Genomic DNA, 25,008 nt, shown 5'->3' on the forward strand with positions numbered 1-25,008 from the left:
CCGAGCTACAGCGACATGGCCAGAGAGGATGCGATGACGGTCTTAGGGCGGCGCACCGTGCTGGGTGGGCTTGCCGCCGCCGCGGGCGCTGGTGCGCTCCCTCGCATCAGCATCGGACGGTCGGAGGACCGTCCATCGATCGCAGTCGCCGTGCAGAAGATCGCGAACACCAACACGCTCGACGTCCTGCGCGAGCAGTCGAATGTCGGCGAACGGATCTTCTTCTCGTCCCTGTGGGAATCGTTGATCGGACGCGACTGGAGCGGCGATCTCAGGACGATGCCGGGTCTCGCAACGCGCTGGCGCCACCTCGACGACCGCACGATCGAGTTCACCTTGCGGCCGGGCGTGCGGTTCCACAACGGTGACGAACTGACGTCCGAGGACGTGGCCTTCAGCTTCGGTCGCGAGCGGATGTTCGGCGACACCGTTGCGGATACCGGAGAAACTTTGCGGGTCAGTGAGCGCCCCACCACCTATCTGACCGGCAAGCTGCCGCCACCCGAGGTGCCGGCGGTGGCCCGGCGGGCGTTCCCGGCGCTCGTCTCGGTCGAGGTCGTTGACCGCTACACCGTCCGCTTCGTCAACGGGACGCCCGACATCGCTTTCGAAGGCCGGATCGGGCGGTACGGCGGCGAGATCGCCAGCCAGCGCGGGTTCCGTGAAGCCGGCAGCTACCTGGAATGGGCACGCAACCCGATCACCACCGGACCTTACCGGGTCGCCGCCTACGAGCCCGACCGGCACCTGATCCTGGACGCTCACGACGCCTACTGGGGAGGCCGTCCCCCTCTGCGGCGCATTCGATTCGTCGAGGTCCCCGAGACGACCGCACGGATCGACGGCCTCCTGTCCGGCGAATACGACTTCGCCTGCGATATCCCGCCGGATCAGATCGCCGGGATCGAGCGTGATCCCGCCTTCGAGGTGCAAGGCGGCCCGGTAAGGAACCACCGCATCCTCGTCTTCGACAAGACCCACCCGGTTCTCGCCGACCCGCGGATCCGCCGGGCGTTGACCCATGCCATCGATCGCGACGCGATCGTGGCGGCGCTCTGGGCCGGGCGGACCTCGGTGCCCAAGGGGCTGCAATGGCCGCATTACGGTGATCTGTACATCGCGGACTGGTCGGTGCCGGCCTACGACCCCGCCCTGGCCCGTAACCTGGTGCGGGAAGCGGGTTACCGGGGCGAGCCGATCCCGTATCGATTGCTTCCGAACTACTACACGAACCAGGTCGATACGGCTCAAATTCTCGTCGAGATGTGGCGGCAGGTGGGTCTCAACGTCGAGATCCGCATGAAAGAGAACACCCAGCAGGTCATGGAGCGGTCGGCGGACCGGGCCCTGCGGGATTGGTCAAATTCGGCGCTTTTCAACGATCCGGTCTCGTCCCTGGTCGCGCAGCATGGGCCGAACGGGCAGCAGCAGCAGCTCGGTGAATACGCCAACGCGGAACTGAATCGCCTCTGCCTGGACTTGGAGCGCTCGACGGATCAGTCCCGGCGCCGGTCGATCTTCCATCGGCTGCTCACGATCGCCGAGCGCGAGGATCCCGCCTACACGGTGCTGCACCAGAACGCGACCTTCACGGCCAAGCGCAGGGCGATCCGCTGGAAGGCCTCTCCGGCCTTCGCCATGGACTTCAGACCCGGCAATTGCGGCCCGCGCGCCTGAGGTTGGCCTGCGGTGATCGCAATCGTGCGCCATGAGCACTGCAGATCGGTTCCGCGGACTCTCGCCGAACCGCGCCTGTCGTCCCCGGTCTCCGGACGCGATCGCCCCGTGCCGGGCCGGCGGGCTCGTCGCGTTTCGGCCGAACCTGCCGCCGCTCACGGTCACCGCGACAGGACCCGCTGGGATGCCGCGCGCGTGAGCGCCGCGCGGAGGATGGCCGCGTGATCCGGTTCCTCGCCCCACGTCTCGCGCGGGCGGTGCTGACCATCCTGCTCGTCGTCACCTTCGCCTTCGTGGGCCTGCGCCTGTCCGGCGATCCGGCACTCCTGATCATGGGCGACGACGCGCCGCCCGATGCGGTGGCGGCGTTCAGGGCCTCCTGGGGCCTCGATGCCCCGCTCTGGCAGCAATATGTGACCTACGGCGCGACCGTCGCCCGCGGTGATCTCGGATCGTCGATGCGAGACGGCCGGCCGGCCATGGCACTGGTCGCCGAGCGCGTGCCGGCGACCCTGGCGCTGATGCTGCCGGCGCTCGCGCTCAAGCTCGGCCTGGGCCTGACCGCGGGGATCGCGGCCGCACTGAACCGAGGGCGCTTCGTCGACCGGGTCCTGACGACGCTCGCGGTCCTCGGCTTCGCGGTGCCGAGCTTCGTGCTCGGCCTCATCCTCGTGCTGGTTTTCGCCGTCGAGCTGCGCTGGTTCCCCTCCGGGGGCCAGGGGACATGGCGGCACGCGGTGCTGCCGGTCCTGACCCTCGGCCTCGGCGGCGCCGCCGTCGTCGCGCGTCTCACCCGCAGCGCGATGCTGGAGGTCCTCGGGCAGCCCTACATCCGCGCGGCCCGTGCACGGGGGCTGCCATGGGGGCGAATCATCCGCTGCCACGCCCTGCCCAACGCGGCGATCCCGCTCGTCACGCTGGGCGGCTTCCTAGTCGGGTCGCTGCTGGCCGGATCCGTCGTGGTCGAGAGCGTCTTCTCCTGGCCCGGTGTCGGACGGCTCCTCGTCGTGTCGGTGGCCAGCCGCGATCTGCCGGTCGTACAAGGCCTTCTGCTGCTGACTGCCACCACCATGGTGACGGCGAACCTGATCGTCGATCTCCTCTACGGGTTGCTCGATCCGCGCCTGCTGGCTCGGGCGGCGCCGCGATGAGCGACCGGACCGCCAACGCCGAGCGAGGCTCCCCGCTGCCCTGCGCCATCCGATCGCTGCGGGCGCGGCTCAACTACCCCGTGCGGATCGCCCTGGCATGGCTTGCCCTGATGCTCATGGTCGCCGCCCTGGCGGACGTGATCGAGCCCTACAGCATCCTCGCCGTCGATCTTCGGGCGCGTCTGTTACCCCCTTTGACGGGCGCCGGACTCTCGGCCCACTGGCTCGGCACCGATGCGCTGGGGCGTGACGTGCTCTCGCGCCTGATCGCATCCATCCGGATCTCGCTGTTCCTGACCTTGACTGCGTCGCTGCTCTCGGCCGGCATCGGGACGAGCCTCGGGTTTCTGGCTGCCCATCGCCGCGGCCTCACCGAGCAGGCGATCCTGGCGGTGGCCGATGTCCAGGCGGCGGTGCCGTTCCCGATCTTCGCGCTGACGGTCATGGCAGTCCTGGGCCACGGCCTGCTGCCGGCGATCGGGTTGACGAGCCTTTGCGGCTGGGAGCGCCACGCGCGGATCGCCCGCGGGCTGGCGCTCACCGCGGAGGCCCAGGACTACGTCGCCGCCGCCCGGCAACTCGGCGCCCGCCCGCTCCACGTCTACCTGCGCCACATCCTGCCCAACGTCGTCGCGACCCTGATCGTGCTGATGACGCTCGTCATACCGGAGGTCATCATGCTGGAGAGCGCCCTGTCGTTCCTGGGCCTCGGCGTGCAGCCGCCGCTCACGAGCCTGGGCGCGATGATCGGCTATGGCCGCGAATACCTCACGCGCGCGCCGTGGATCTTGATGCTGCCCGCACTGATCATCGTGCTGACGACGTTAGCCGTCAGTATCGTGGGGGACTGGCTGCGAGACGGTCTTGACGCGAGGTCCGGGTAAAATCGTGGCCACAACAGGACGCCCCTTTCGGTCCATCCCCCTCGGTTTGACCCCGACCCAGCAAACTGGTCCGCGCCGAGCGCAAGTTTTTCGGGCATCCTGAACCCGGAAGGAGGGTGGATGCCGCTCTCCCGGCCCGGTCAGTTCACGCAACTGCCTTGAGAGAGCCAGCCATCGCTAAAGCGCGATTGGAAGCCGACCGGGGCCCCATACCGATGCTATCCGGCAGTCAGGAAGTGTTCTCGGAAATGGTGCTAGATCCGCCTGATCGGTATTGCATCGGGACTGATCGAACGAGACCGGAATATCTCGTTTTTCGTAAATTTCACCCGCTCCATTCTTGGCCACACCCTCGGTGCGGTTGAGGGAGCGCAGCGAGGCGAAAATGGCCGCTCGCGATAGGTCCTCAGCGAGGGCCTGATCCTCGATCTACCTCCGATCGTAACATGGCCCGGCGCGCGCTGAAGGCAGGCGGAGGTCAGCAGGGGAGGGGAGGGCGCTGCGATAAGCGGGAGTGTCCTCCCCTATCGCTTCGGCCAAGGACGCGAAGTGTTTGCTCAGAACGGGGGCAGACCTTATAGATGGAGGGCAGCACGAAAGTGCGTTATCGATAATATATTCTCTAGTTCCATAATGTTTGTTATGCGAATATAATCGTTGCGGCATCAGGTTCTAGATCCGAATTGGACAAGACCTTCTTATCTGTCGAATGATTCCCAATGCCACGCCGTGCCTGCTGTCCATCGTGCGCGCGCTCGGCGCCCTCCCCTGCTCTGCTCTGCCCCCGCACTATGTCGTGCATCTCCACCGCCAAAGGTCATCTCTGTCCCGACCATCGCCAAGATCCGGACCAGGGCGTGTGTCGCCCCCATCCAGATTTTCGGTGCGCCGAACAGGCGCCCAGCAAGGATTCCAGGACGCCCTCCGAAGCGCGGTCCGATGGACGACTGATTTTTCAAAACTTGTACACGAGGCTTCCCTTGGCAGCGTGGTCCTGAGCGCGTGCCCCGATCTGCCCGGTGTAGGACAGCCCGGCGCTCAGGCCCGGCGCGAGCGTCAGCCCGAGCCCGACCTCGCTGACCAGCGCGTCCCGGTCGAGCGGCAGGCCCCGGTTCGCGAACCGCGCCCCGGTCCCCCGGAATGCCAGCGGCACGGTCGGGGCCAGGTCGCCGAACGACCGCCGGTAGGCGACCATCCCGTGCACGAAGGCCGGCGCAGATCCGTCGCGGTCCAGTTGCGCCTGCATCCGCAAGCCCATCGCGACGCTCGGCACCGTGTGGTCATGCGCGAAGCCGATCAGCGTGGCCGCACCGCCCCGCTCTGCGAACCGCTCGCGGGTGACCGACGCCACCGCCCCGCCCGCGAACGGCTCCAGGTCCACCGTCTCGCTCAAGCCGATCCGGTAGCCCGCCTCACCGAAGCCCTGGACGCTGTGCCCACTCATCCGCGCCGTGGCGCTGTCCGACAGGCCCGGGAACGCGACCCCGCGCCGGAGCTGGGCCGGATCGTCCGCCGCCAGCGCGCCGAACCGCAGCGCGGCCGATCCCGCCTGCAGGCTGCCGTAGACGCCGCCGAACGTGCTCGTCAGCGCGCCGGTCTGAGCCTGGGCCGGGCTGGCGAAGCTCGATTCCAGGTTGCCGCCGACCGCGCCCACGCGCAGGGCACCGAGCGGCGTGTCGGCTCGCGCGTCCAGACCCAGCAGGAAGCCCGCGCTGTTGCGCGACAGCCCGGCGGCGTTGCCGTCCGCGCGAACGTGCCCGACGCTGCCGAGCCCCTGCCCCCACAGGCTCACGGCCGGCTCCGGCAGGTCGCCCGGCCGTGTCGCCGGCGCCGCGTCCCACCGCAGCCGGTCGAGCACCGCCTCGCGCAGAAGGCCGGCATTGGCGAACACCGTCGAGGCGAGGGTGGCATGCCCGTCTCCCGACAGCGCGGCGAAGGTTGCCCGCGCCTGCGGCGCCGACAGCATCGCCACCGCGTCGTAGAGCGGCGACCCGACCGACCCCGCCTGCACGGCCCCCGCCGCCGCGCGCTGGTTCCGTGTCCGCGCCACCGCGGAAAAGTCGAGGTCGTTGCGTGCCAGCGTCAGCGTCACCGCGTCGGGGGCGTAGCTCAGGAACGGGGTCAGGAAGGCGAAGGTGCTGCTCACCCCGGCAAACCGCCCCTGCACGCCGCCCGAAGCGGTCAGGATCGTGTAGCGGGTGCGCGGGGCATAGTGGCCGGTCCCGGCAACCGCCTGGACGGTGGCGCCCGCCACCGTGGCGCTGCCGCCGACGTCGACCCGGTCGGCGCGGCCGTCCGCGGTGGCGTCGACTCGGTAGAGCGCCCCTGGCGCGAGGACGAGATTGCCGGCCACGCTGATCCGGCCCGGCGCCCCTGCGCCGATGCCCGGGGCGAGCGTCGCGCCGGTGCCGAGGCTCACGCCGCCGAATCGGGCCTCGCCGGTGAGCAGGCTGCCGGGCCCCATCGCGAGGGCGGCGTTGGGCAGGGCCCCGGTGACGGCGAGTTCGCCGCCGAGCACACGGACCGGCCCGGACAGGGTGCTGAGCCCCGACAGGGTCAGGGTTCCGGGCCCGACCTTGGTCAGGCTGGTCCGCGTGGCGCCGTCGACGATCCGGCCGGCATAGAGAGTGGAGGCGCCGTCGCCGCCGACGGTGAGTTGACCGTTGCCCAGCACGGCCTCGGGCGTGGAGCCGGCCAGCGAGCCGACCGCGAGGTCGGTGCGGCCGAGGTCGAGGCTGCCGTCGTTGGTCAGCCGGGTGATGCCGGCGGCCGGCCCGGTGAGCGCGATCGTGGCGCCGGGGGCGTTGCTCACCGCGCCCGCGAGCACGCCCGAGGCCTGAACGACGCCGGTATTGGCCAGCCCACCCGTGAGGGTGCCGGAGCTGATCAGGGTGCCGGCATTGGCGAAGGGGGCGGAGACCGTGGTGAAGGTGCCGGTATTGACGAGCGTGGCGCCAGCGGCGTTGACGGCATCGGCGGTATAGCTGCCGGCGTTCACGAGGCGGCCGGTGTTGAGGAGATCGTCAACGACGCTGGCATTCTGCGCCACGGTGAGCAGTCCGGCATTGGCGATGCCGCCGGCCAGGACTCGGCCGCCGTCGGTGACCGTGACGGTGCCGGCATTGATGAGCGGCCCGCTGAGGCTGTAGGCGCCAGTGACCGCGAGCGTCGCGCCCGTCGCGTTGGCGAAGGTCCCGTCGCTGGCCACCGCCCCGGTGACGGCGAGGGTGCCGGCGTCGTTGCGGATGGCGCCGTCGATCCGGCCGGCGGAGGCCGTCACGGTGCCGGTGTTGGTCAGCCCGCCCGCGATCGTGCCGGATGTGGCGAGCAGACCGCTGTTCGACACGCCGCCCGTGACAGAGCCGCTGTTGATCGCCAGGCCGGCATTGGTGAGGCTACCGGCGATGGTTCCGCTGGTCGTGAGCCAGCCGGTGTTCGCGACCGCGCCGGTGATCGTCCCGCCATTCGTGAGGCTGCCGGCATTGCCGAGGCCGGCGGGCGCCGTGAGGCTCGCGGTCCGGACGACCGTGACGGTGCCGGCATTGATGAGCGGCCCGCTGAGGCTGTAGGCGCCAGTGACCGCGAGCGTCGCGCCCGCGGCGTTGGCGAAGGTGCTGTCGCTGGCCACCGCCCCGGTGACGGCGAGGGTGCCGGCGTCGTTGCGGATGGCGCCGTCGATCCGGCCGGCGGAGGCCGTCACGGTGCCGGTGTTGGTCAGCCCGCCCGCGATCGTGCCGGATGTGGCGAGCAGGCCGCTGTTCGACACGCCGCCCGTGACAGAGCCGCTGTTGATCGCCGGACCGGCATTGGCGAGGCCGCCGGCGATGGTTCCGCTGGTCGTGAGCGTGCCGGTGTTCGATACGCCGCCCGTGACGGTGCCGCTGTTGGTCGCCACGCCGGCATTGGTGAGGCTGCCGGCGATCATCCCGCTGGTCGTGAGCCAGCCACTGTTGAGGACCCGGCCGGCGATCGTGCCGGCACTCGCCAGGGTACCGGTGCTGTTGACGCCTGCGGGCGCCGTGAGGCTGGCGGTCGGAGCGAGCGTCACGAGTCCGGCATTGGTCAGCGCCCCGACGAGAGTGTAGGCGCCGGTCACGACCAAGCCGGCACTGGCGGCGTTGGCGAAGGTGCCGTCACTGGCGAAGGCCCCGGAGACGGTGAAGGTCCCGGCGTCGTTGCGGATGGCGCCGTCGATCCGGCCGGCGCTGGCCAGCACCGTGCCGGTGTTGGTCAGCCCGCCCGCCGCCGTGCCGGAAGTGGTCAGGCTGCCGATATTGGTGACGCCGCCCGTGATGGCGCCGCTATTGAAAGCCGTCCCGGCATTGGTGAGCCCACCGGCCAGGGTCCCGGCATTGATCAGGGCGGTGTCGGGCCGGCTGACGAGCGGGGCGAGGAGGCTGGCGGTGGCGGTGAGGTCGAGCGTGCCGGCCGCGATGGTGGTGCCGCCGGAGTAGGTGCTGGCGCCGGTGAGCGTCAGGGTTCCGGGTCCGGCCTTGGTCAGGCCGCCGGTCCCGTCGAGGGTGCCGGCGAAGGTGGTTGAGGTGCCGTCGCCGCCGGCGTTGAGGCGGGCGGAGCCCAGGGCGACGCGGCCCTGCCCGGCGAGGGATCCGACGGTCTCGCTGTCGGCGAGGGCCAGGGTGGCGCCGGCCGCGATGGCGACGGCGCTGCGATCGCCGATGGCCTGCCCGCCCTGAGCCAAGAGGGTGCCTTGCGCGAGGGTGGTGGGGCCGGTGTAGGTGTTGGCGCCCGAGAGCGCGAGGGTCCCGGGTCCGCGCTTGGTCAGGCCGCCGGGTCCGGCGAGGGCCTGGGTGAGGGTGAAGGTGTTGGCGGGGTCGGCGATGTCGAGGCCGCCGCCGTTCCGGCCCCAGGTGATCGGCCGGGTCGTGGCGGTGAAGGCGGTTCCGGTGACCTGGAGGGTTCCGCCGTCGAAGGCGAGGGGACCGCTGGCGGCGCCGAGGTTGGCGTCGCGCGAGACCGCGAGGGTGCCGCCCGCGAGCACGACGCGGGACCTCCTCCACCACCAGACCCTGCCGGTCGGCCAGCCGGTCGAAGGCGAAGCGCAGGGACGGGAACTCGTCGGCCACGCGGAGCAGGCGCCCACCAGGCCCGAGGCTCAGGTTGCGGGCGGCCACCGCCATGGCATGGCTGACCGCCTCGGATCCGGACAGCTGCGCGGCCGCGTCGGAGAGCACGCGCTCGATCGCCGCCGCGCAGCTGTCCGGATCCGAGAAATAGAACTGCGCGTCCCCGGCCGTGCCCCGGTTGAACGGATTGTCGTGGGCGACTACGGCGTTGCCCGCCCAGAGCGCCTCGACCAGCGACGGGTTGGTGCCGCCTACCGTGTGGCCGTGGAGATAGGCCCGCGCGTGGACCCGCAGGGCCTGGACCTGCTCGGGCTCGTAGATGGCGCCGGGGAACAGCACCTCCGGCGAGGCGGCCGCCTCCACGGCGCGATGGTACGGGTTGCCGACCCGCAGCGTGCCGAGCACCACCAGCCGCACGCCGCGGGCACGGCGCGAGAAGGCCTCGACGAGCGTCAGGATGTTGTTGTCCGGCTCGATGCGGGCGATCGAGATGAGGTAGCGGTCCGGCGCGAGGCCGAGGGGCGGCGGCCCGACATCCGCGGCCGGGGGATCGCCGCCGTACGGGATGGTGGCGATGGCGCCGCGCGGCCTGCGACGCGCGAGGTGATCGGCGATGACCGGGTGGTCGGCCACCAGGCGCTGCGAGGACCACGCGGCGATCCACTCGCTGACGTAGAAGAAGGCGCGCACGGGCAGCGACCATTTCGGCCGGCGCCACTCGATCCCGTCCATGTTGGTCAGGATGCGCCCGCCCCGCGCCCGCAGGTAGGGCAGGAACACGGCGCCGTTGTAGCCGAGCACGAGGCAGACGCCCCCGCGAGTCCCGGCATCGTGGGCGCAGATCGCGTCGAAGGCGAGTGTCGCCGCGGGGCCGCGCAGGCCGATCTCCACGGTGATCCGTTCGACGCCGTTCCAGGTGCTGCAGGCGATGCGCTCCCGCACCGTCTCGACATCCCGCTGGCAGTACACGCCGACCTGCCAGCCGCGCCCGGCCAAGTAGAGTGCGAGACGTTCCGCGAAAGTCTCGAAACCACCGTGGGCGGCCGGGATCCCGCGCGTGCCGAGAATAAGTAGTTTCGGTGCGCGGTCAGGCATGAACCTTCCTTCCCAATCCTTCGGCCCTATTGTAAACCCGAAGGATACAATCGCAGCGCCCACAGACTACAACTGCTAGTTGTTTATTCAATACAGAAATCATCTTATGGTAGATAGTTCGAGACTTGCGGCAGCGCGCGACAGCGATCGTGCTGCGGCCCCCGCGCCGCGGGCCATCGGCAACGCCGCGGCGGGGCTTCGGATCACGTGCGTCCACCAGGGATTCGAGCTGTACGGCTCGGATCGCTGCTTCATCGAGACCGTCCGCACGATCCGGGCCGCCCATCCGGGCGCGCGGATCGACGTCGTGCTGCCGCGGCACGGGCCGATCGTGGCCGCTCTCGCGCCGTTCGCCAGCGACATCGTGATCGCGCCCCTCTGGATCCTGCGGCGCAAGAACCTGGCGTGCCTCGCAACCCTCGGCCTGATGGCCCTGCCCATCGCGATGTTCCGTGCATGGCGCCGCATCCGCGCGAGCGACCTCGTCTACATCAACACCACCGTGGTGGCCGACTACCTGCTGGCCGCCCGCCTGGCGCCGGGTCGGAGCATCGTCCACGTCCACGAGATCCCCGAAGGCGCCGTGCTGAGGGTCCTGCGCGGGCTGATCCGCTGGAGCGGCGCCAACGTGGTGTTCAACTCGCGCGCCACCGAGCGGGCCTACGCCCTGCCCCCCGGCTCGACAGCCCGGGTCGTCTACAACGGGATCGCGGGTCCCGACGAGCCCAATCGGAGCGCCTACGACGGCGGCCGCCCGCTCCGGGTGCTGATGCTCGGCCGGATCAGCCGGATCAAGGGCCAGGACGTCCTCGTGGAGGCCCTGGCCTCCCTGCCGGAGCCCGTCCGTCGGCGGATCGCGCTGCGCATCGTCGGGAGCGCCTTCGAGGACGAGGCCCGCGAGCAGGCCCTGGTCAGGCGGATCGCCGAGGCGGGGCTCGCCGCGCAGGTCACGCTCGAGCCGTTCGTCGCCGATCCCGCCTCCCTCTACCGCTGGGCCGACGTGGTCACGATGCCGTCGCAGCGGCCCGAATCCCTCGGCCGCGTGGCGATCGAGGCGATGTCCTACGGCGTGCCGCCGCTCGTCACGGCGATCGGCGGCCTGCCCGAGGTGGTCGAGGACGGGAAGACCGGCTGGATCGTCCCGCCGGGCGGCCCGGAGCCGATCGCCGCCGTGCTGGCGGATCTGGTCGCGGACCCGGCGCGCTGGCGCGAGTTCGGCCGGGCGGCCCGGGCGCGCTACCTGAGCCTGTTCTCGGAGGCCTCGGCCGCGGAGGGCATCGAGGCCATGGTCCGGACCACGCTGCGCCGTCCGCCGGCGACGGACCCGTCGCGCGCCGCGGAGGCGCCGGCGCGACCGGCCGCCTAGGAATCCCGTCGGTGACAGCCGGACCGGCGTCGGTCCGGACCGGGCGCCGGCCGTGGACGCGGTTGCCCGGGGCGAGACCGGTGTGACCTTCCGAGTGCCCGCGGTCCGTGGCCAAGCGCCGCGGCCGAGCGTGCCGCAGGCACCGCGCGGCGACCGGCCCGGGCGCGTCCCCTCATCGACGCAGCGGGCACAGACCCGCTCGGCCTCCGTCACCCTGTGGACGATCGGCTCCGCGAGGATGCAAAGCGGGCGCGCCTGACCGATGAGGCGTGCGGCCCGCGACACCCTGCCCGGGCCGGGCGAGGAGCGAGGACGGGGAGCGACATGGCGGCCAAGCTCGCAGTTCAGGAGACTGCGGATGCCCTGGACTGGGACCGGCGGGTCTGGGCCTGCCCGGGCGCCAACATCTACTGCGCCACGCCCTGGGGCACCTACAAGGCGCGGCGCGGCCTGGAGGTGCGGCGCGCGGTCGTGTCCGGCGACGGCGCGGACCTCGCCTTCGTCCAGTGGCAGACGCGCCGCAGAGGGCCGGCGCGGTTCATCCACGTCCAGGGCGGCCCGCTGCTGACCGCCGCGGGCGCGCATCGCGCGGAGGCGGTGTTCGGCGCGTTCATCGACCACCTCGCGCTCGGCCGGCTCGACCTCCTCGCCGTCGACTACGAGCAGTTCGAGAGCCGCGACGCGACGCTGGCGCTGCTGATGCACGGCTTCGCACCGGTGATCGGCGCGCCCGACCACACCCTCGAGCTCGACCTGACCCAGGACCTCGACGCCATCCAGGCCGGCATGGAGCCGCGCTGGCGCAAGGCCCTGCGGAAGGCCGAGCGCAACGCCGAGGTGACGACGCATTTCCTCGAGGACAGGGCCGAGCGCCTCGAGGCCTTCGACGATTTCACCGCGATGTTCGCGGCCCTGCGCGAGCGCAAGGGCTTCGCAACGACGCTGCAGCCGCAGGCCTACCGCGACATCGCGGCCGAGGACGATCACCTGCTGTTCCTCGACGTCCGCGAGAACGGCCAGCGCGTCCTCGTCCGGATCGCGCACCTGTCGGACAGCCGCTGCACGGATTTCTACACGGCCTCGAACGAGCGGGCCCGCGCGACGGGTGCCGCGACCCTCGCTGTCTGGCGCTTCGTGGAGCGGGCGAAGGAAGAGGGCTGCCGGGTCTTCGATTTCGGCGGCATCGATCCGGCGGCGAACCGGCCCGTCTTCGAGTTCAAGCGCGGCCTGTGCACCGACGTGGTCCAGCACGACCCGCTCTGGGTCTACAGCAGGACGCCCGCGCTGCGGAAGCTCGCGCCGGCCCTGCTCGCCCTGCGCTGAGAGTCGGGCGCTCCGGTCACCGGGCGCCGAGGGGCCGTGCCAGGGTCCGGAACGCCGAGACCGACCAGACCAGCGTCGCGATCTCGGAGGCCAGCAGGCCCAGGAGCGCGGTGGCGGGCGGCAGCAGCAGCAGCAGCGCCGGCACCATCACGGCCATCCCGAGGGCGGCGCTCGCCACCGCCCCCGCCGTGATGGTCCGGAACGCCGCCGAGGCCTCGAGATAGGCGCGCGGGATCGCGTAGAGCAGCGACACAGTCACCACCGCCCAGACGCCGAGCCCGATCCAGCCCATCGGCTGCGCGGCGAACCGGCCCTTGAACAGGATGTCCTCGACCAGCGGCAAGACGGCCGCCATCACCGCCCCGTAGGCGAGGCAGCCGCCGCCGAGGAGGATCCCGTTGCGGACGACGAGCCGGCGGGCGGCGTCCACCTGCCCGGCCGCGAGCAGCCGGCTGATCTCCGGCAGTATCATGTTGAGCAGCGCGCTCGCCGGGATGCGCAGCGGCGCGTAGAGCACGATCGTGGCGGCGATCGGCGCGTAGGCGGCGGGTCCGGCCAGGAGCGCCAGCAGCAGGGTCAGGCCCTGTCCCTGGACCGTCAGGCTGGTGACGCCGGCGAGCGACCACGCCAGGGTCCGCCAGATCGCCCGGTAGCGGGCGCGCGCCCGCGCGTGAAGCGCGAAGCGGATCCGCTCGCGCAGCGCCGCGTAGGCCACGGCGATCGCGACCGCGTGGGCGAGCGCGATCGCCGCGAAGGCCCGGTCGAGAAGGGCCGTGCCCTCGCCGGTCAGCCAGCGCGCGACGAGGAGACCGCCGCAGACCGCGTAGACGAGATCGCTCAGGCCGGCGATCCGGGGCCGGCCGCGGGCGAGGAGCACGATCCGCAGGTAGCTGCGGAAGGCGTAGAGGCCCACGAAGGCGCCGGCCGCGAGGGCGCCGAGGCCGATCACCGGGATCAGGGCGACGCCGACGCCGGCCGCCATGAGGCCGGAGACCAGCACCGCGCCCGAGCCGAACATCACGTCGTAGCCGAGCGCCGCCGGCCGCCCCAGGCTCCGGGCGACGTGGATCGTCGCCGGGACCGCCACCAGGGCCCGGATGTAGGTGATGCCGACGGCCCCGACCGCGAAAACGATGGCGAACACGCCGTAATCGTGCGCGCCGAGCGCGCGCACCAGCAGGATGTTGAGGAGGAAGTGGAACAGGCTCTGGGTCAGCTCGCCCGACAGGATCACGGCGAACCGCCCCGAGAAGATCGCGCGGATCGGTCCGGGCAGACGGAGGCGGCCGGCGCCCAAGAGCCGATCGCCGGAACGCGGCATCGAGTCGGTCATGTGGGGGGGACGGTCTCCGTGTGGGCGCGCCGTGCCTGTTCACCGGCGCCGGGAACCGGCCGGCGGCGCAGCATTCTCGTTCCTCCGGCCCGGCACGCATGCCGGAGCGTCCGTTTCCGGACGGTCTCAGGTGATCCCCCGGACGGCCTCGGACAGTGCGGCAAGGCAGCGCGCGAGGTCGTCCCCGTCCGTCCACACGTGCGGGCTGATGCGCAGGGCGCCGGAACGCTCGCTCACGTAGACCCGGTCCCGCTGCAGGCGATCGACCAGGCCCGTCGGCAGGCCCGCGGGCGGCCGCAGACCCAGGACGTGGGGCGCCCGCAGGGAACGCGGCATCGGCGTGAGGCCGAGGTCGGCGGCCCCGTCCGCCAAACGGTCCGTCAGCCCCCGCAGCCCGGCGGCGACCGCCGGCACGCCCCACGCGGCGATCTGCTCCAGCCCGGTCACCGCCATGAACAGCGCGACCGGATCGTTGAGCTCGCCCCGGTCGTAGCGGCGCGCGCCGACGGCCGGCGGCCGGTTCCCGATATTCTCCTCGATGGCCGCACCGTCCTGCCGGTGCGGCGCGGCGTACAGGAAGGCGAGACCGTAGGGTCCGAGGGCCCATTTGTAGGTGGGGAAGGCCAGGAAATCCGGGCGCCACCGGGCGACGTCGACCGGCACGGCGCCCGCGGCCTGCGTGGCGTCGATCACCAGGGCCGCGCCGGCGGCGTGGACCATGGGGGCGAGCCGATCGAGGTCGATCAGGCCGCCGTCGGTCCAGTGCAGCGGGGTCAGGGTAGCGAGGGCGAGCGGCGGCGCACCCGGACGGGCGATCGCGGCCGCGACCGCCGCGGTCCAGTCGCCGTCCGAGGGGCGCGGGACCTCCTCCACCACCAGACCCTGCCGGTCGGCCAGCCGGTCGAAGGCGAAGCGCAGGGACGGGAACTCGTCGGCCACGCGGAGCAGGCGCCCACCAGGCCCGAGGCTCAGGTTGCGGGCGGCCACCGCCATGGCATGGCTGACCGCGCCGACGATCGCGATCTCGTCCGCGCCCGCTCCGATCAGCCGGGCGGCCGCAGCGCGCGCCCGCTCGGCCCAGGCCGGCACCGCCGTGCGCGGATGGTCCCAGGGACGGCTCTTCACCAGGATCCCCGCCTCGCCCGCCGCGCGCACGGCCCGCGGCAGCGGCGACCACGCGGCGGCGTCGAGGTAGCAGACGTCGGCGGGCATCTCGAAGAGGTGGCGCTGGCACGGCAGCGCCGCGGCGACGGATTCGGTGAACGCCATGATGCCCGGGAGCCTAGAGGATCGGATCCGCCAGGACTACGGCCCGGGCTTGATCGCGCGGCGCCGATGCCGCAAGTCGGCGCGTCACACTCCGCGAGGCCGCCCGTGCCGACCCGCTCGCCCCAGTCCGATCCGGCAGCGCCATGGGCCGCCTGAGCCCCGACTGCTTCGACGCCGCCCCCGCGCCGATGCGGGTCGCCGACGCGGTGGCGCTGATCCGGGCGCGACTCCCGGTCCTGTCCGGCACCGAGACGGTCGCGCTCGCGGAGGCGGACGGCCGGGTCCTCGCGGACGATGTGGTCGCGCCCCTCGACCTGCCGCCCTTCGACAACGCCGCGGTGGACGGCTACGCCCTGCGCGCCGNCGGGCCTGCGCGCGGGTGCCTTCCACTTGGTGAAGCGCCTGCCGGTCGCGGCGGGGATCGGCGGCGGCTCCTCGGACGCCGCCGCGGCCCTGCGCCTGCTGGCGCGCCTCAACGGGCTGCCACTCGACCACGAGGCCGTCGGCGCGGTGGCGCGGGAGACGGGTGCCGACGTGCCGGTCTGCCTCGACCCGCGGGCCCGGATGATGCGCGGCGCGGGCGAGGCCATCGGTCCGGCCCTCGGGCTCGAACCGCTGCCGGCGGTGCTGATCAATCCCGGCGTTCCGGTGCCCACCGCCCCGGTCTTCAAGGCGCTGGGCCTGAGCGTCGGCCAGGATCTCGCGGGCGCGCCGCATCCGACGATCCCGCGGGCCGCGGCCACCGACCCGCTGCTCCAGGCCCTGGCCGGGGCCCGCAACGATCTGGAAGCCCCGGCCCTGACCGTGGCGCCGGTGATCGGCGATGCGCTCGCTGCGCTCCGCGCCCAGGGCTGCCGCCTCGCCCGGATGTCGGGCTCCGGCGCGACCGTGTTCGCGCTGTTCGCCGACCGGCGCGCGGCCGTCCGGGCCGCCGCTTCCCTGCGCGCCGCCCATCCGGGATGGTGGGTGGCGTCGACCTTCCTGCGCTGAGCCGGCCCGCGGGCGGCGCTCAGTCGGGCCCCGCCTCGTAGACCGCCACGACGCCGCCCGCCTCCGGCACCATCACGCGCCAGCGGCGCGCCCGCGGCAGGTCGCCGGGATCGATCGCGCTGGACCGACCGCTCCCGACCTCGAAGGTCGCGAGCCGGCCGTCCCGGTCGCGTCCGCGCAGATACGCGCTGCCGTCGCCCAGGTGGAGCGCGGCCGGCGTGGCGGTGAGGCCGGAGGCGATGTCGGCGAGGGCGCCGCTCGGCGCCAGGACGGCGCCCCGCAGCGCCAGCACGTCGGCCTCCGGGGTGATCTCGGACACGACCGGCAGGTGGCCGTCGACGGCGTGACGGCGGTTCAGCAGCAGGGCCTCCCGACGACCCTCGCGCAGGACCGCGAGGGCGAGGTCCGGCCCGGCCGCGCCGGCGATCAGGTAGCAGCTGCCCGGCGCGAGCCGATCGAGGCGGGCGGCCCGGCCGGGAAGGTGCGGACCCAGGGTCATGCGTCCATCCGTGCGCGCCGCTCACCCCGCCCCTTCCGGTAGTACGCGCGGCGCTCGGCTTCGGCCCGCACCACGGCGGCGCGCACCTGGAGCAGGTCCTTGCGCGTCAGCAGCCCGACGAGGCCGCCGGTGCGCGGATCGGTGACCGGCAGGCGCCCCTGCCCGGCCGAGAGCATCACGTCGAGGGCGTGCGAGACCACGTCGCCCGGATGGACGACGGCGAGATCGGCGTCCGAGACGCGCTCGCCGAGGGTGCCGTCCGCGACTTCGCCGTCGCGCTCCTCCAGGGTCCAGCGCAGGGCGTCGCTGCGCGAGACGAGGCCCACGGGCCGGCCCGCGCCGTCGATCACCGGGTAGGCGTGGTGGGCGCCGGTCTCGATCGCCGCGAGGGCCTCGGCGAGGGGCAGGCCCTCGTCCAGGGTCTCGACCGCGCGGGTCATCACCGCCTCGACCCGGGCGAGGTCGTAGGGGTCGATCCCGTATTCCCGGGTCACGTGCTGCCCGCGCCGGGCGATCTTCTCGGTCAGGATCGAGCGCTTGAGGAGGAGCACGGTCACCGCGTAGGCCGCCATGGTGGCCGCGAGCAGCGGCGCCAGGGCGGCGACGTCGCCGGTCACCTCGACGGCGAAGACGACGCCGGTCAGCGGCGCCGGCAGGGCGCCGCCGAGCATCGCCGCCATGCCGACGAGGGCCCAGAAGCCGTGGGCGCCGGGCAGCAGGAGGCCGATCAGCCAGCCGACGGCGCCGCCGAGGATCAGCAGCGGCGCGAGCACGCCGCCGGACGTGCCCGACGACAGGGCGGCGAGCCAGATCACCGCCTTCACCACCAGGATCAGCGCCACGGCGCTCACCGGCATGTGGCCGGAGAGCAGGTCGTGGATGACGTCGTAGCCGACGCCGAGCGCCCGGGGCTCCACGAGGCCGCCCAGCCCGACCACAACTGCGCCGAGGGCGGGCCACCACATCCAGTGCAGGGGAAGCCGCCCGAAGCCGTCCTCCAGCGCGTAGAGCGCCCGGCTCAACGCGCCCGAGATCAGGCCGCAGGCGACGCCGAGCAGCGCGCAGGCCGGCAGCCCCCACCAGGGCAGCACCGGGTTGTCGGCGAAGGGGAAGAGCGGGCCGGCGCCGAACAGGGCCGGCCGCCAGCAGGCCGCCGTGACCGCCCCGACGGTTACCGGAACGAGGCTCCGCGGCCGCCACTCGAACAGCAGGACCTCGACGGCCAGCAGCACGGCCGCCACGGGCGTCCCGAAGATCGCGGTCATGCCGGCCGCCGCGCCCGCCACCAGCAGGGTCTTCCGCTCGGCTGCGCTCAGATGGAAGAACTGGGCGAAGAGCGAGCCGACCGCGCCGCCCGTCACGATGATCGGTCCCTCCGCCCCGAACGGGCCGCCGGTGCCGATCGCCACTGCCGAGGAGAGCGGCTTGAGCACGGCGACCTTGGGCGACATCCGGCTGCCGCCGATCAGGATCGCCTCCATCGCCTCCGGGATCCCGTGGCCGCGGATCTTCTCCGAGCCGTAGCGCGCCATGGCGCCGACGATCAGCGCCCCGATCACCGGGATCGCCACCATCCTGGGCCCGGGCGCGGCGTCGGCCAGGGTGGTCAAGGCGGTGTCGAGCCGGCCGTACCACGCGAGATTGGTCACGAGGCCGATCAGCGTGAGCAGGACCCAGGCGGTGCCGCTCGCGGCCGTCCCGGTGACGATGGCCAGGCCGGCCAGCGTCAGGACCCGCCGGTCCGCGCTGAAATCCCCCAGCGCCCGGCGCGGCGGCCTCTCCTCCCCGCGCCCGCTCTCCGTCTCGCCGCTCATCGAGGTCTCCCTTCCTCGAGACGATTTATGTCGTAGTCCGATATATTTGACAACGGCCCGGCCGTTGCGGCCGGGGCGGGACTCTCGATACGACGCGGCGTCGACGGCTCGAGAGACTCACCACGGAGGCGATCATGGAGGCCGATGCCCCCGGACCGGCGGCGCTGTCGCGGGAGCAGTACGCGGCGCTGGCGGATTTCCGCTTCCGGCTCCGCCGCTTCCTGGCGTTCAGCGAGGCCGCGGCGGCCCGGGCGGGGCTGCCGCCGCAGCAGCATCAGGCCCTGCTGACGCTGGCGGGCCATGCCGGGCGCGCGCCGGCCACGGTCGGCCTGCTGGCCGAGCAGCTGCTGATCGCGCCCCACAGCGCCGCCGAGCTGGTGTCCCGCATGGTGGAGGCCGGCCTGCTGACCAAGACGCGCGCCGTCGAGGACAGGCGGCGGAGCGAGCTGTCGCTGACGCCGCGCGCCGAGGCGCTGCTGCGCACCCTGACGGACGCGCATCTCGCGGAGCTGCGCGACCTCGCCCCCGCCCTCGCCGAGGCCCTCGGGCCCGCGGCGCGCTGAGGCCGACGCGAGCCGTCAAGCCGGCGGAGGTCGATGGCCGTCGACGCGGGAGCCGAGAGCGCTCGCCCTCAGCGCGCCCGCGCCACGCAGAACTCCACGGCCCCGAGGAGCGCCGCCTTGACGGGCCCGTCCGGGAAGATGGCGAGGGCGGCCCTGGCCTCGGCTCCGTAATGGTGGGCGCGGGCCACAGTCTCCTCCAGGGCGCCGTGGCGCTGCAGGAGGTCGAGGGCGGTCTCCAGGTCGGTCTCGCCGATCTCGCCCTGCTGGAGGGTGCGACGCCAGAAGCCGCGCTCGCCCTCGCTGGCCCGGCGATAGGCCAGCACGATCGGCAGGGTGATCTTGCCCTCGCGGAAATCGTCGCCGACGTTCTTGCCGAGTTCGGCCGAGGTGCCGCCGTAATCGAGGACGTCGTCGATCAACTGGAAGGCGACGCCGAGATTCATCCCGTAGGACCGGGCGGCGGCCTGCTCGGCCTCGGGCCGGCCGGCGAGCACCGGCCCGACCTCGCAGGCGGCGGCGAACAGCTCGGCGGTCTTGCCGCGGATCACCGCGAGGTAGGCGGCCTCGTCGGTCTCCAGGTTCTTGGCGTTGGTGAGCTGCATCACCTCGCCCTCGGCGATCACCGTCGCGGCGGCCGAGAGAATGTCGAGCGCCCGCAGCGAGCCGACCTCCACCATCATCCGGAAGGCCTGGCCGAGCAGGAAGTCGCCGACCAGCACGGAGGCCTCGTTGCCCCACTTGATCCGGGCTGCGACGCGGCCGCGGCGCATGTCGCTCTCGTCGACCACGTCGTCGTGGAGGAGCGTCGCCGTGTGCATGAACTCGACGCTGGCGGCGAGCTTCACGTCGCCGTCGGTGGCGCCCGCGTAGCCGCAGAGCTGGGCGCAGGCCAGGGTCAGGATCGGGCGCAGGCGCTTGCCGCCGGAGGCGATCAGGTGGTTGGCGACCTCGGGGATCATCGCCACGTCCGATCCCGTCCGCGACAGGATCGTGGTGTTGACCCGCGCCATGCCGTCGGCCACCAGCGCGACGAGGTCGTTGAGCCCCGCCTCCGCCTCGGGCTTCGGATTCTCGATGGAGAGGGCCATACCCAAGATCCGTGACCTCCAGACCGGTCGCCCCGCAGGGGGCGGGCGATCCCTTCGCACGCGCCCCGCGGCGCCGCAACATCGTCGCCGACCGGATATGGGGTGTCGCCAGCGCGGATCTCGCGCGACGAAACCGCCGATCCCCGCCCGTTCCGGAGTCCAGCAGCGATGATCGAGCTGATCCGAGCCAACGACGTCGTTCTGATCGGGTTCGCCCGCTCGATCCTCGAGGCGGCCGAGATCCCGGTCCTCGTGGCCGACAGCCACATGAGCCTGATGGAGGGGTCGATCGGCGTCTTCGGCCAGCGCCTCCTCGTGCCGCGCGACCGCGAGGCGCAGGCCCGCCGCCTGCTGACGGATGCCGGCATCGCCCACGAGTTGCGCCAGCCGTGACGGCCGAGGCCGACGGCGGCGCCGATCGCTTCCTGGGCGGCCGCCTGCGCCTGCACCAGCCGCCGCGGGGAGCACACCGCGCCGGGACCGACGCGGTGCTGCTCGCGCGGCTGCTCACGCCGCGGGCCGGGGACCGGCTCTGCGACGTCGGCGCCGGGACCGGCGCCGTCGGCCTCGCCTGCGCGGCNCGGCGCCGTCGGCCTCGCCTGCGCGGCCCTGGTGCCGGGCCTCCGACCGACCCTGATCGAGCGCGACTCGACGCTCGCCGGGCTGGCCCGCGCCAACGCGGCCCTCAACGGCATCGAAGCGCAGATCGTGGTCGCCGACATGCTGGCCCCCGCGGCGGAACGCCGCGCCGCCGGTCTGCGTCCGGACAGTTTCGACGTGGTGCTGACCAACCCGCCATTCTTCGCCGCCGGTGGCCACCGCGCCTCGCCGCATCCGGGCCGCGCGGCCGCCCACACCTTCGCGGGCGGCGATCTCGACGCCTGGATCCGCGCCTGCACGGCGATCCTGCGGCCCGGCGGCCAGCTCGGCCTCATCCACCGGGCGGACGCCCTCCCGGCCTGCCTCGACGCCCTGGAGGGCCGCTACGGTGGGTTGACGATCCGCCCGGTCCATCCCCGCGGCGACGTGCCCGCGATCCGCGTGCTGATCGCGGCGACCCGCGGCAGCCGCGCGGTGCCGAGCCTGCTGCCGCCCCTGATCCTGCACGGCCCCGACGGCGCCTTCACCGACGAGGCCGGAGCGCTCCATCGCGGCGCGCCGTGGCCGGCGCCCTGAGAGCCCATGTCACGCCGCGAGGGCGGCCGGCGCGGCGTCGCGGATCCCCAGGAACCGCTCGACCTCCGGAAGGTCCGGGAAGGCGAGGAATTCGGGGCGCAGCGGCTCGGGCAGCCCCTCGAAGTTGAGCCCCGGGAACGTGTCGGGATGCGGGTAGAGCTGCCAGGCCGCGCCGGGCTCGACCGGGGGGAACAGGATCGCGACCTTCTCGGCGCCGAGGCGGACGATCCGCGTCGGGCTGTACGACAGGGTCTCGATGCTCCAGCCGCGGTGGGAGTCCCGGCGGGCCTTCATGGTGCGGCGGCTCGTCGCGCGATGCATGGCGGTCTCCTTCGGTGGGGTGAGCGGGATCAGGCGGCGCTGCGGCGTCCGGCGCGCTTCGGCCATCCGAGCGCTACGAGGCGGGCCTTGGCGTAGTCGCGCACCTCGTCGCGGGTGCCGGGCGGCATCGTCGCCAGGACGGCCTGGGTGGCGCCGTCCAGCATCAGGTCGGTGACCGCGTTGATGGTCTCGGCCTCGTCGATGCGGCGCTTGAGGTCGCCCTCGGCCTCGGTGACCTCGTCGAAGGCGGGCGCCTCCTCGAAATCCTCGTCGACGGCCCGGACCGGGACTTGGTGGGCCCGGAACTCGTCGGCCTCTTCCTCCGAGTAGACGAGGCCGTGCAGCTCGATGAGCTTGAGGATGACGCGGTCCTTCCCGCGCTTCTCGGCCATGGCGTAGACGTAGGCCGCCTGCTTGCCCGAGACGCGGTAGTTCACGTTGACCAGCGCCTCGCCCATGGACCACTCGACCCGCTCGGTGCCGGGCTTCGCGCCGGGCAGGCGGCCGGTCACCAGGATCACGGCCTCGTCGCGCTCGGCCCGGATGACGGTCGGCGGCTCGAACACGATGCCGGCCTGGGCGGCGATGCGCTCCAGGGTCTTGTGGTAGATGACGGCGGTCCCCTGGACGCGCCAGACATTGCCCCCGAAGGGTTCGCCGTAGCGGACGAGGATGTCGGCGATCTGCTTGTCGGCGGTTCGCATGGGGCGCTCGTTCCGAGAGGATGAGGTCGCGTCGTCCACAGCTATTATCGGGGACGCTCTTTCGTTCTCTTTTTGTTCACACCTATATGCGCAATCCGCCCGCGATGCGCAAGGTTCAGGGGTGAGAACCTGCGGCTCCGGAGGTGCGTCATCGTCGGACGCGTGCGGGCGCGGCGCGGCCCCCCCCTTCCGCACGGGAGAGGAGGCGCGTCGCGGACGTCTCAGGAAGACGGCCGGTTGTCGGCGCAGTCCACAGCAGCGCGTCGGATCCGACGCCGTGTCGGGTTCCAGCCCGGCGCACGATCCCGTTCCGGCGCCCCCGCCGCCTGCGCCGCCAGCCCGCATTGTTGCTGCACCGCACCCTGGGCTAGACCGCCCTGACGATGTCCGAGACAGCTGCCGCGATGACGCCTTCCCTCTGGACCCGCCTGTCGAATCCCAGCCACTTCATGCGGTGGTCGGGGGCGCTCGTGCCGTGGCTGACGGCCCTGTCGCTCGGCACGCTGGCCGTCGGCCTGTACCAGACCTTCTTCGTGGTGCCGCCCGACTACCAGCAGGGCGAGACCGTGCGGATCATGTACATCCACGTGCCGGCGGCGTGGCTCGGCGTGTTCTTCTACGGCGCGATGAGCGTGTCGGCGATCGGCACCCTGGTCTGGCGCCACCCGCTCGCCGACGTCGCCCAGCGGGCGGCCGCGCCGATCGGCGCCGCCTTCACGCTGATCTGCCTGGTGACCGGGTCGCTGTGGGGCAAGCCCATGTGGGGCACCTACTGGGTCTGGGACGCGCGCCTCACCTCCATGCTGATCCTGCTGCTGATCTACTGCGGCATCATCGCCCTGTGGCGGACCCTGGAGGATCCGAACCGCGCCGCCCGCGCGGTGGCGATCCTGACGCTGGTCGGCGCCGTGAACCTGCCGATCATCAAGTTCTCGGTGAACTGGTGGTCGACCCTCCACCAGCCAGCCTCGATCCTGCGCATGGGCGGCTCGACCATCGACCCCTCGATGCTCCACCCGCTGCTGGTCATGATCGGCGCCGCGACCCTCGGCGGGATGACGCTACACCTCTACGCGATGCGCACCGAGATCATGCGCCGTCGGGTGCGGACGCTGACGATCCGCGAGGCCGAGCGCCTCGACCGTGCCCAGCCGCGCCTCACCCCGACACCGGCCGCGATGCCGGTCGGGCAGCCGGTCTAGGAGGACCGCGATGGATCTCGGGTCTCACGGCGGCTTCATCCTGGCCGCCTACGCGTTCACGGCGGCGGTGATGGTCGCCCTCGTGGGCAACGCCCTGCGCGACCGCCGGGCGCAGCGGCGCGCCCTCAAGGGCTTCGGCGAGGACCGGCGATGAGCGCGCCCCTCGACGACGCTGCCGGCCGGACACCGCCGGTCCGCCGCTCGCTGCTGCTGATCCTGCCGGCGCTCGTCTTCGCGGCGCTCGCCGCCGTGCTGTTCCTGCGCCTGCGCTCCGGCGCCGACCCGGCCGCGCTCCCTTCCGCGATGATCGGCAAGCCGGTCCCGCGCTTCGACCTGCCCGCCGTGCCGGGGCTGACCGCCGACGGCGCGCCGGTGCCCGGCCTGTCGAGCGCGGACCTCAAGGGCCAGATCACGGTGCTCAACGTCTTCGCCTCGTGGTGCGCGCCCTGCCAGGTGGAGCACCCGATGCTGATGCGTCTGGCGAAGGAGCCCGGCATCCGGCTCGTGGGGATCGACTACAAGGAGCCGAACCCCGAGGCCGGCCAGCGCTTCCTGAGCCGGCACGGCGTGCCGTTCAGCGCCGTGGGAGCCGATGCCGGCGGCCGCGCGGCGATCGATTTCGGCGTCTACGGCGTGCCCGAGACCTTCATCATCGGGCCGGACGGCGTGATCCGCGACAAGCTGGTCGGCATCCTCACGCCGGAGAATTTCTCCAGCGTGCTCGCGCGGATCCGCGCCGCCGGGAAGGTGGCCGCGGCGCAGTAGGGCTTCACGCCTCCGGCTGCGGCTTCTTGCGCTCGTAGCGGGTCAGCAGCGGCGTCTGCGCGAGGGCGAACAGCACGGTGATCGGCATGATGCCGAACACCTTGAAGTTGACCCAGAAATCCTCCGTCTGGGTCCGCCAGACCAGCTCGTTGAGCGCGGCCAGCACGAAGAAGAACACGCCCCAGCGGAAGGTGAGCTTGCGCCAGCCCTCGTCGGTGAGGCTGAACATCGAGTCGAGCACCACCGACAGCAGCGAGCGCCCGAAGACCAGGCCGCCGAGCAGCACGGTGCCGAACAGGGCGTTCACGATGGTCGGCTTGACCATGATGAAGGTCTTGTCCTGCAGCGCCAGGGTGAGGCCGCCGAACACCACCACCACCACGCCGGACACGAGCGGCATGATCGGCAGGCGCCGCACCATCACGTAGTGGATCGCCAGCGCCACCACGGTCGCCGCGATGAACACGCCGGTGGCCACGAACAGCTTCTGGTCCGGGGCGACGCCGAACTTCTCGGAATAGGCGTTGCCGAGGAAGAACAGCACCAGCGGCCCGAGTTCCAGCGCCAGCTTCACGAGCGGCGGCAGGTGGCGGTGCGGGGGGACGGATTCGATCTGCATACGCTCGGTCGGCTCGGCTGCGGCGCTCACGGTAGGCCGGGGGCGTCGGACGGGATTCGCCGGGGTGTGTGGAACGCGGAGCGCG

At 72.5% G+C, this 25,008-nt stretch carries 19 protein-coding genes and 4 pseudogenes; 13 read left to right on the forward strand and 10 right to left on the reverse strand.

What is annotated here, in order from left to right:
* Nucleotides 1-33: 33 nt before the first annotated feature.
* The 3 genes from MMR14E_RS03995 (at nucleotide 34) to MMR14E_RS04005 (ending at nucleotide 3,712) form a co-directional block, all read left to right on the forward strand.
* Complete coding sequence (locus tag MMR14E_RS03995) at nucleotides 34-1,677, forward strand: ABC transporter substrate-binding protein (RefSeq protein ID WP_331312989.1); 1,644 nt, start codon at nucleotides 34-36, stop codon at nucleotides 1,675-1,677.
* Nucleotides 1,678-1,898: 221 nt separating this feature from the next.
* Entirely contained in the window at nucleotides 1,899-2,828 is a 930-nt protein-coding gene (locus MMR14E_RS04000) for an ABC transporter permease (RefSeq protein ID WP_331312914.1), read from the forward strand.
* On the forward strand, nucleotides 2,825-3,712 hold the full coding sequence (locus MMR14E_RS04005; protein ID WP_331312915.1) for an ABC transporter permease: 888 nt from the start codon (nucleotides 2,825-2,827) through the stop codon (nucleotides 3,710-3,712). Before MMR14E_RS04000 ends, MMR14E_RS04005 begins: the two co-directional genes overlap by 4 nt.
* Before the next feature lie 955 nt (nucleotides 3,713-4,667).
* Here the strand turns inward: MMR14E_RS04005 and MMR14E_RS04010 are convergent.
* Nucleotides 4,668-8,711 (reverse strand): autotransporter domain-containing protein, encoded by a 4,044-nt coding sequence (locus tag MMR14E_RS04010; protein ID WP_331312916.1) that lies wholly within the window; start codon nucleotides 8,709-8,711, stop codon nucleotides 4,668-4,670.
* Between the two features lie 133 nt (nucleotides 8,712-8,844).
* A pseudogene (locus tag MMR14E_RS04015) lies at nucleotides 8,845-9,891 on the reverse strand (DUF1972 domain-containing protein); the annotation flags it as partial.
* Nucleotides 9,892-9,997: 106 nt separating this feature from the next.
* Between MMR14E_RS04015 and MMR14E_RS04020 the strand changes: the two are divergent.
* Both MMR14E_RS04020 and MMR14E_RS04025 read left to right on the forward strand, forming a co-directional pair.
* A complete protein-coding gene (locus tag MMR14E_RS04020) occupies nucleotides 9,998-11,257 on the forward strand; it encodes a glycosyltransferase family 4 protein (protein WP_331312917.1) in 1,260 nt (419 codons plus the stop codon).
* A gap of 324 nt (nucleotides 11,258-11,581) precedes the next feature.
* Nucleotides 11,582-12,580, forward strand: a complete 999-nt coding sequence (locus MMR14E_RS04025; protein ID WP_331312918.1) for a GNAT family N-acetyltransferase — start codon at nucleotides 11,582-11,584, stop codon at nucleotides 12,578-12,580.
* A 16-nt stretch (nucleotides 12,581-12,596) separates the two neighbouring features.
* On the opposite strand, the gene MMR14E_RS04030 is transcribed toward MMR14E_RS04025, so the two are convergent.
* Nucleotides 12,597-13,913: a hypothetical protein gene (locus MMR14E_RS04030; protein ID WP_331312919.1), complete on the reverse strand. Its 1,317-nt coding sequence runs from the start codon at nucleotides 13,911-13,913 to the stop codon at nucleotides 12,597-12,599.
* 126 nt (nucleotides 13,914-14,039) lie between these two features.
* Nucleotides 14,040-15,182 (reverse strand): aminotransferase class V-fold PLP-dependent enzyme, encoded by a 1,143-nt coding sequence (locus MMR14E_RS04035; RefSeq protein ID WP_331312920.1) that lies wholly within the window; start codon nucleotides 15,180-15,182, stop codon nucleotides 14,040-14,042.
* Between the two features lie 188 nt (nucleotides 15,183-15,370).
* Here MMR14E_RS04035 and MMR14E_RS04040 point away from each other — a divergent pair.
* Both MMR14E_RS04040 and MMR14E_RS04045 read left to right on the forward strand, forming a co-directional pair.
* Nucleotides 15,371-15,547: pseudogene (locus tag MMR14E_RS04040) on the forward strand (molybdopterin molybdenumtransferase MoeA); the annotation flags it as partial.
* A gap of 1 nt (nucleotide 15,548) precedes the next feature.
* Nucleotides 15,549-16,172, forward strand: a pseudogene (locus MMR14E_RS04045) (4-(cytidine 5'-diphospho)-2-C-methyl-D-erythritol kinase); the annotation flags it as partial.
* 19 nt (nucleotides 16,173-16,191) lie between these two features.
* On the opposite strand, the gene MMR14E_RS04050 reads toward MMR14E_RS04045, so the two are convergent.
* Together MMR14E_RS04050 and MMR14E_RS04055 are read right to left on the reverse strand one after the other, a co-directional pair.
* Complete coding sequence (locus MMR14E_RS04050; protein ID WP_331312921.1) at nucleotides 16,192-16,671, reverse strand: hypothetical protein; 480 nt, start codon at nucleotides 16,669-16,671, stop codon at nucleotides 16,192-16,194.
* Entirely contained in the window at nucleotides 16,668-18,485 is a 1,818-nt protein-coding gene (locus MMR14E_RS04055; protein WP_331312922.1) for a chloride channel protein, read from the reverse strand. Before MMR14E_RS04055 ends, MMR14E_RS04050 begins: the two co-directional genes overlap by 4 nt.
* Before the next feature lie 134 nt (nucleotides 18,486-18,619).
* Here MMR14E_RS04055 and MMR14E_RS04060 point away from each other — a divergent pair, with 134 nt between their 5' ends.
* On the forward strand, nucleotides 18,620-19,048 hold the full coding sequence (locus MMR14E_RS04060) for a helix-turn-helix domain-containing protein (protein WP_331312923.1): 429 nt from the start codon (nucleotides 18,620-18,622) through the stop codon (nucleotides 19,046-19,048).
* A 68-nt stretch (nucleotides 19,049-19,116) separates the two neighbouring features.
* Here the strand turns inward: MMR14E_RS04060 and MMR14E_RS04065 are convergent, their stop codons facing one another.
* Entirely contained in the window at nucleotides 19,117-20,136 is a 1,020-nt protein-coding gene (locus MMR14E_RS04065) for a polyprenyl synthetase family protein (RefSeq protein ID WP_331312924.1), read from the reverse strand.
* A gap of 168 nt (nucleotides 20,137-20,304) precedes the next feature.
* Here MMR14E_RS04065 and MMR14E_RS04070 point away from each other — a divergent pair, with 168 nt between their 5' ends.
* Complete coding sequence (locus MMR14E_RS04070) at nucleotides 20,305-20,529, forward strand: DUF2007 domain-containing protein (protein ID WP_331312925.1); 225 nt, start codon at nucleotides 20,305-20,307, stop codon at nucleotides 20,527-20,529.
* Nucleotides 20,526-21,312, forward strand: a pseudogene (locus MMR14E_RS04075) (tRNA1(Val) (adenine(37)-N6)-methyltransferase). Before MMR14E_RS04070 ends, MMR14E_RS04075 begins: the two are co-directional and overlap by 4 nt.
* A 9-nt stretch (nucleotides 21,313-21,321) precedes the next feature.
* On the opposite strand, the gene MMR14E_RS04080 reads toward MMR14E_RS04075, so the two are convergent.
* Complete coding sequence (locus MMR14E_RS04080; protein ID WP_331312926.1) at nucleotides 21,322-21,633, reverse strand: hypothetical protein; 312 nt, start codon at nucleotides 21,631-21,633, stop codon at nucleotides 21,322-21,324.
* 29 nt (nucleotides 21,634-21,662) lie between these two features.
* Nucleotides 21,663-22,337 carry a hypothetical protein gene (locus MMR14E_RS04085; protein ID WP_056531636.1) on the reverse strand — a complete coding sequence of 225 codons (675 nt, stop codon included), beginning with the start codon at nucleotides 22,335-22,337 and terminating at the stop codon, nucleotides 21,663-21,665.
* Between the two features lie 404 nt (nucleotides 22,338-22,741).
* Between MMR14E_RS04085 and MMR14E_RS04090 the strand changes: the two genes are divergently transcribed.
* From MMR14E_RS04090 to MMR14E_RS04100, 3 genes are read left to right on the forward strand one after another with little or no spacing between them, the layout of a single operon-like run.
* Nucleotides 22,742-23,539 (forward strand): heme ABC transporter permease, encoded by a 798-nt coding sequence (locus MMR14E_RS04090; RefSeq protein WP_331312927.1) that lies wholly within the window; start codon nucleotides 22,742-22,744, stop codon nucleotides 23,537-23,539.
* A 10-nt stretch (nucleotides 23,540-23,549) separates the two neighbouring features.
* Nucleotides 23,550-23,693, forward strand: coding sequence for a heme exporter protein CcmD (gene ccmD / locus MMR14E_RS04095; RefSeq protein ID WP_331312928.1), 144 nt, complete (start codon nucleotides 23,550-23,552; stop codon nucleotides 23,691-23,693).
* Complete coding sequence (locus tag MMR14E_RS04100) at nucleotides 23,690-24,304, forward strand: DsbE family thiol:disulfide interchange protein (protein WP_331312929.1); 615 nt, start codon at nucleotides 23,690-23,692, stop codon at nucleotides 24,302-24,304. The genes ccmD and MMR14E_RS04100 overlap by 4 nt, the downstream gene beginning before the upstream one ends.
* A 4-nt stretch (nucleotides 24,305-24,308) precedes the next feature.
* Here the strand turns inward: MMR14E_RS04100 and MMR14E_RS04105 are convergent, their stop codons facing one another.
* Complete coding sequence (locus MMR14E_RS04105; protein WP_331312930.1) at nucleotides 24,309-24,923, reverse strand: septation protein A; 615 nt, start codon at nucleotides 24,921-24,923, stop codon at nucleotides 24,309-24,311.
* Nucleotides 24,924-25,008: the final 85 nt, after the last annotated feature.

This window comes from Methylobacterium mesophilicum (assembly GCF_036441335.1).
GTDB classification, from domain to species: Bacteria; Pseudomonadota; Alphaproteobacteria; order Rhizobiales; family Beijerinckiaceae; genus Methylobacterium; species Methylobacterium mesophilicum_B.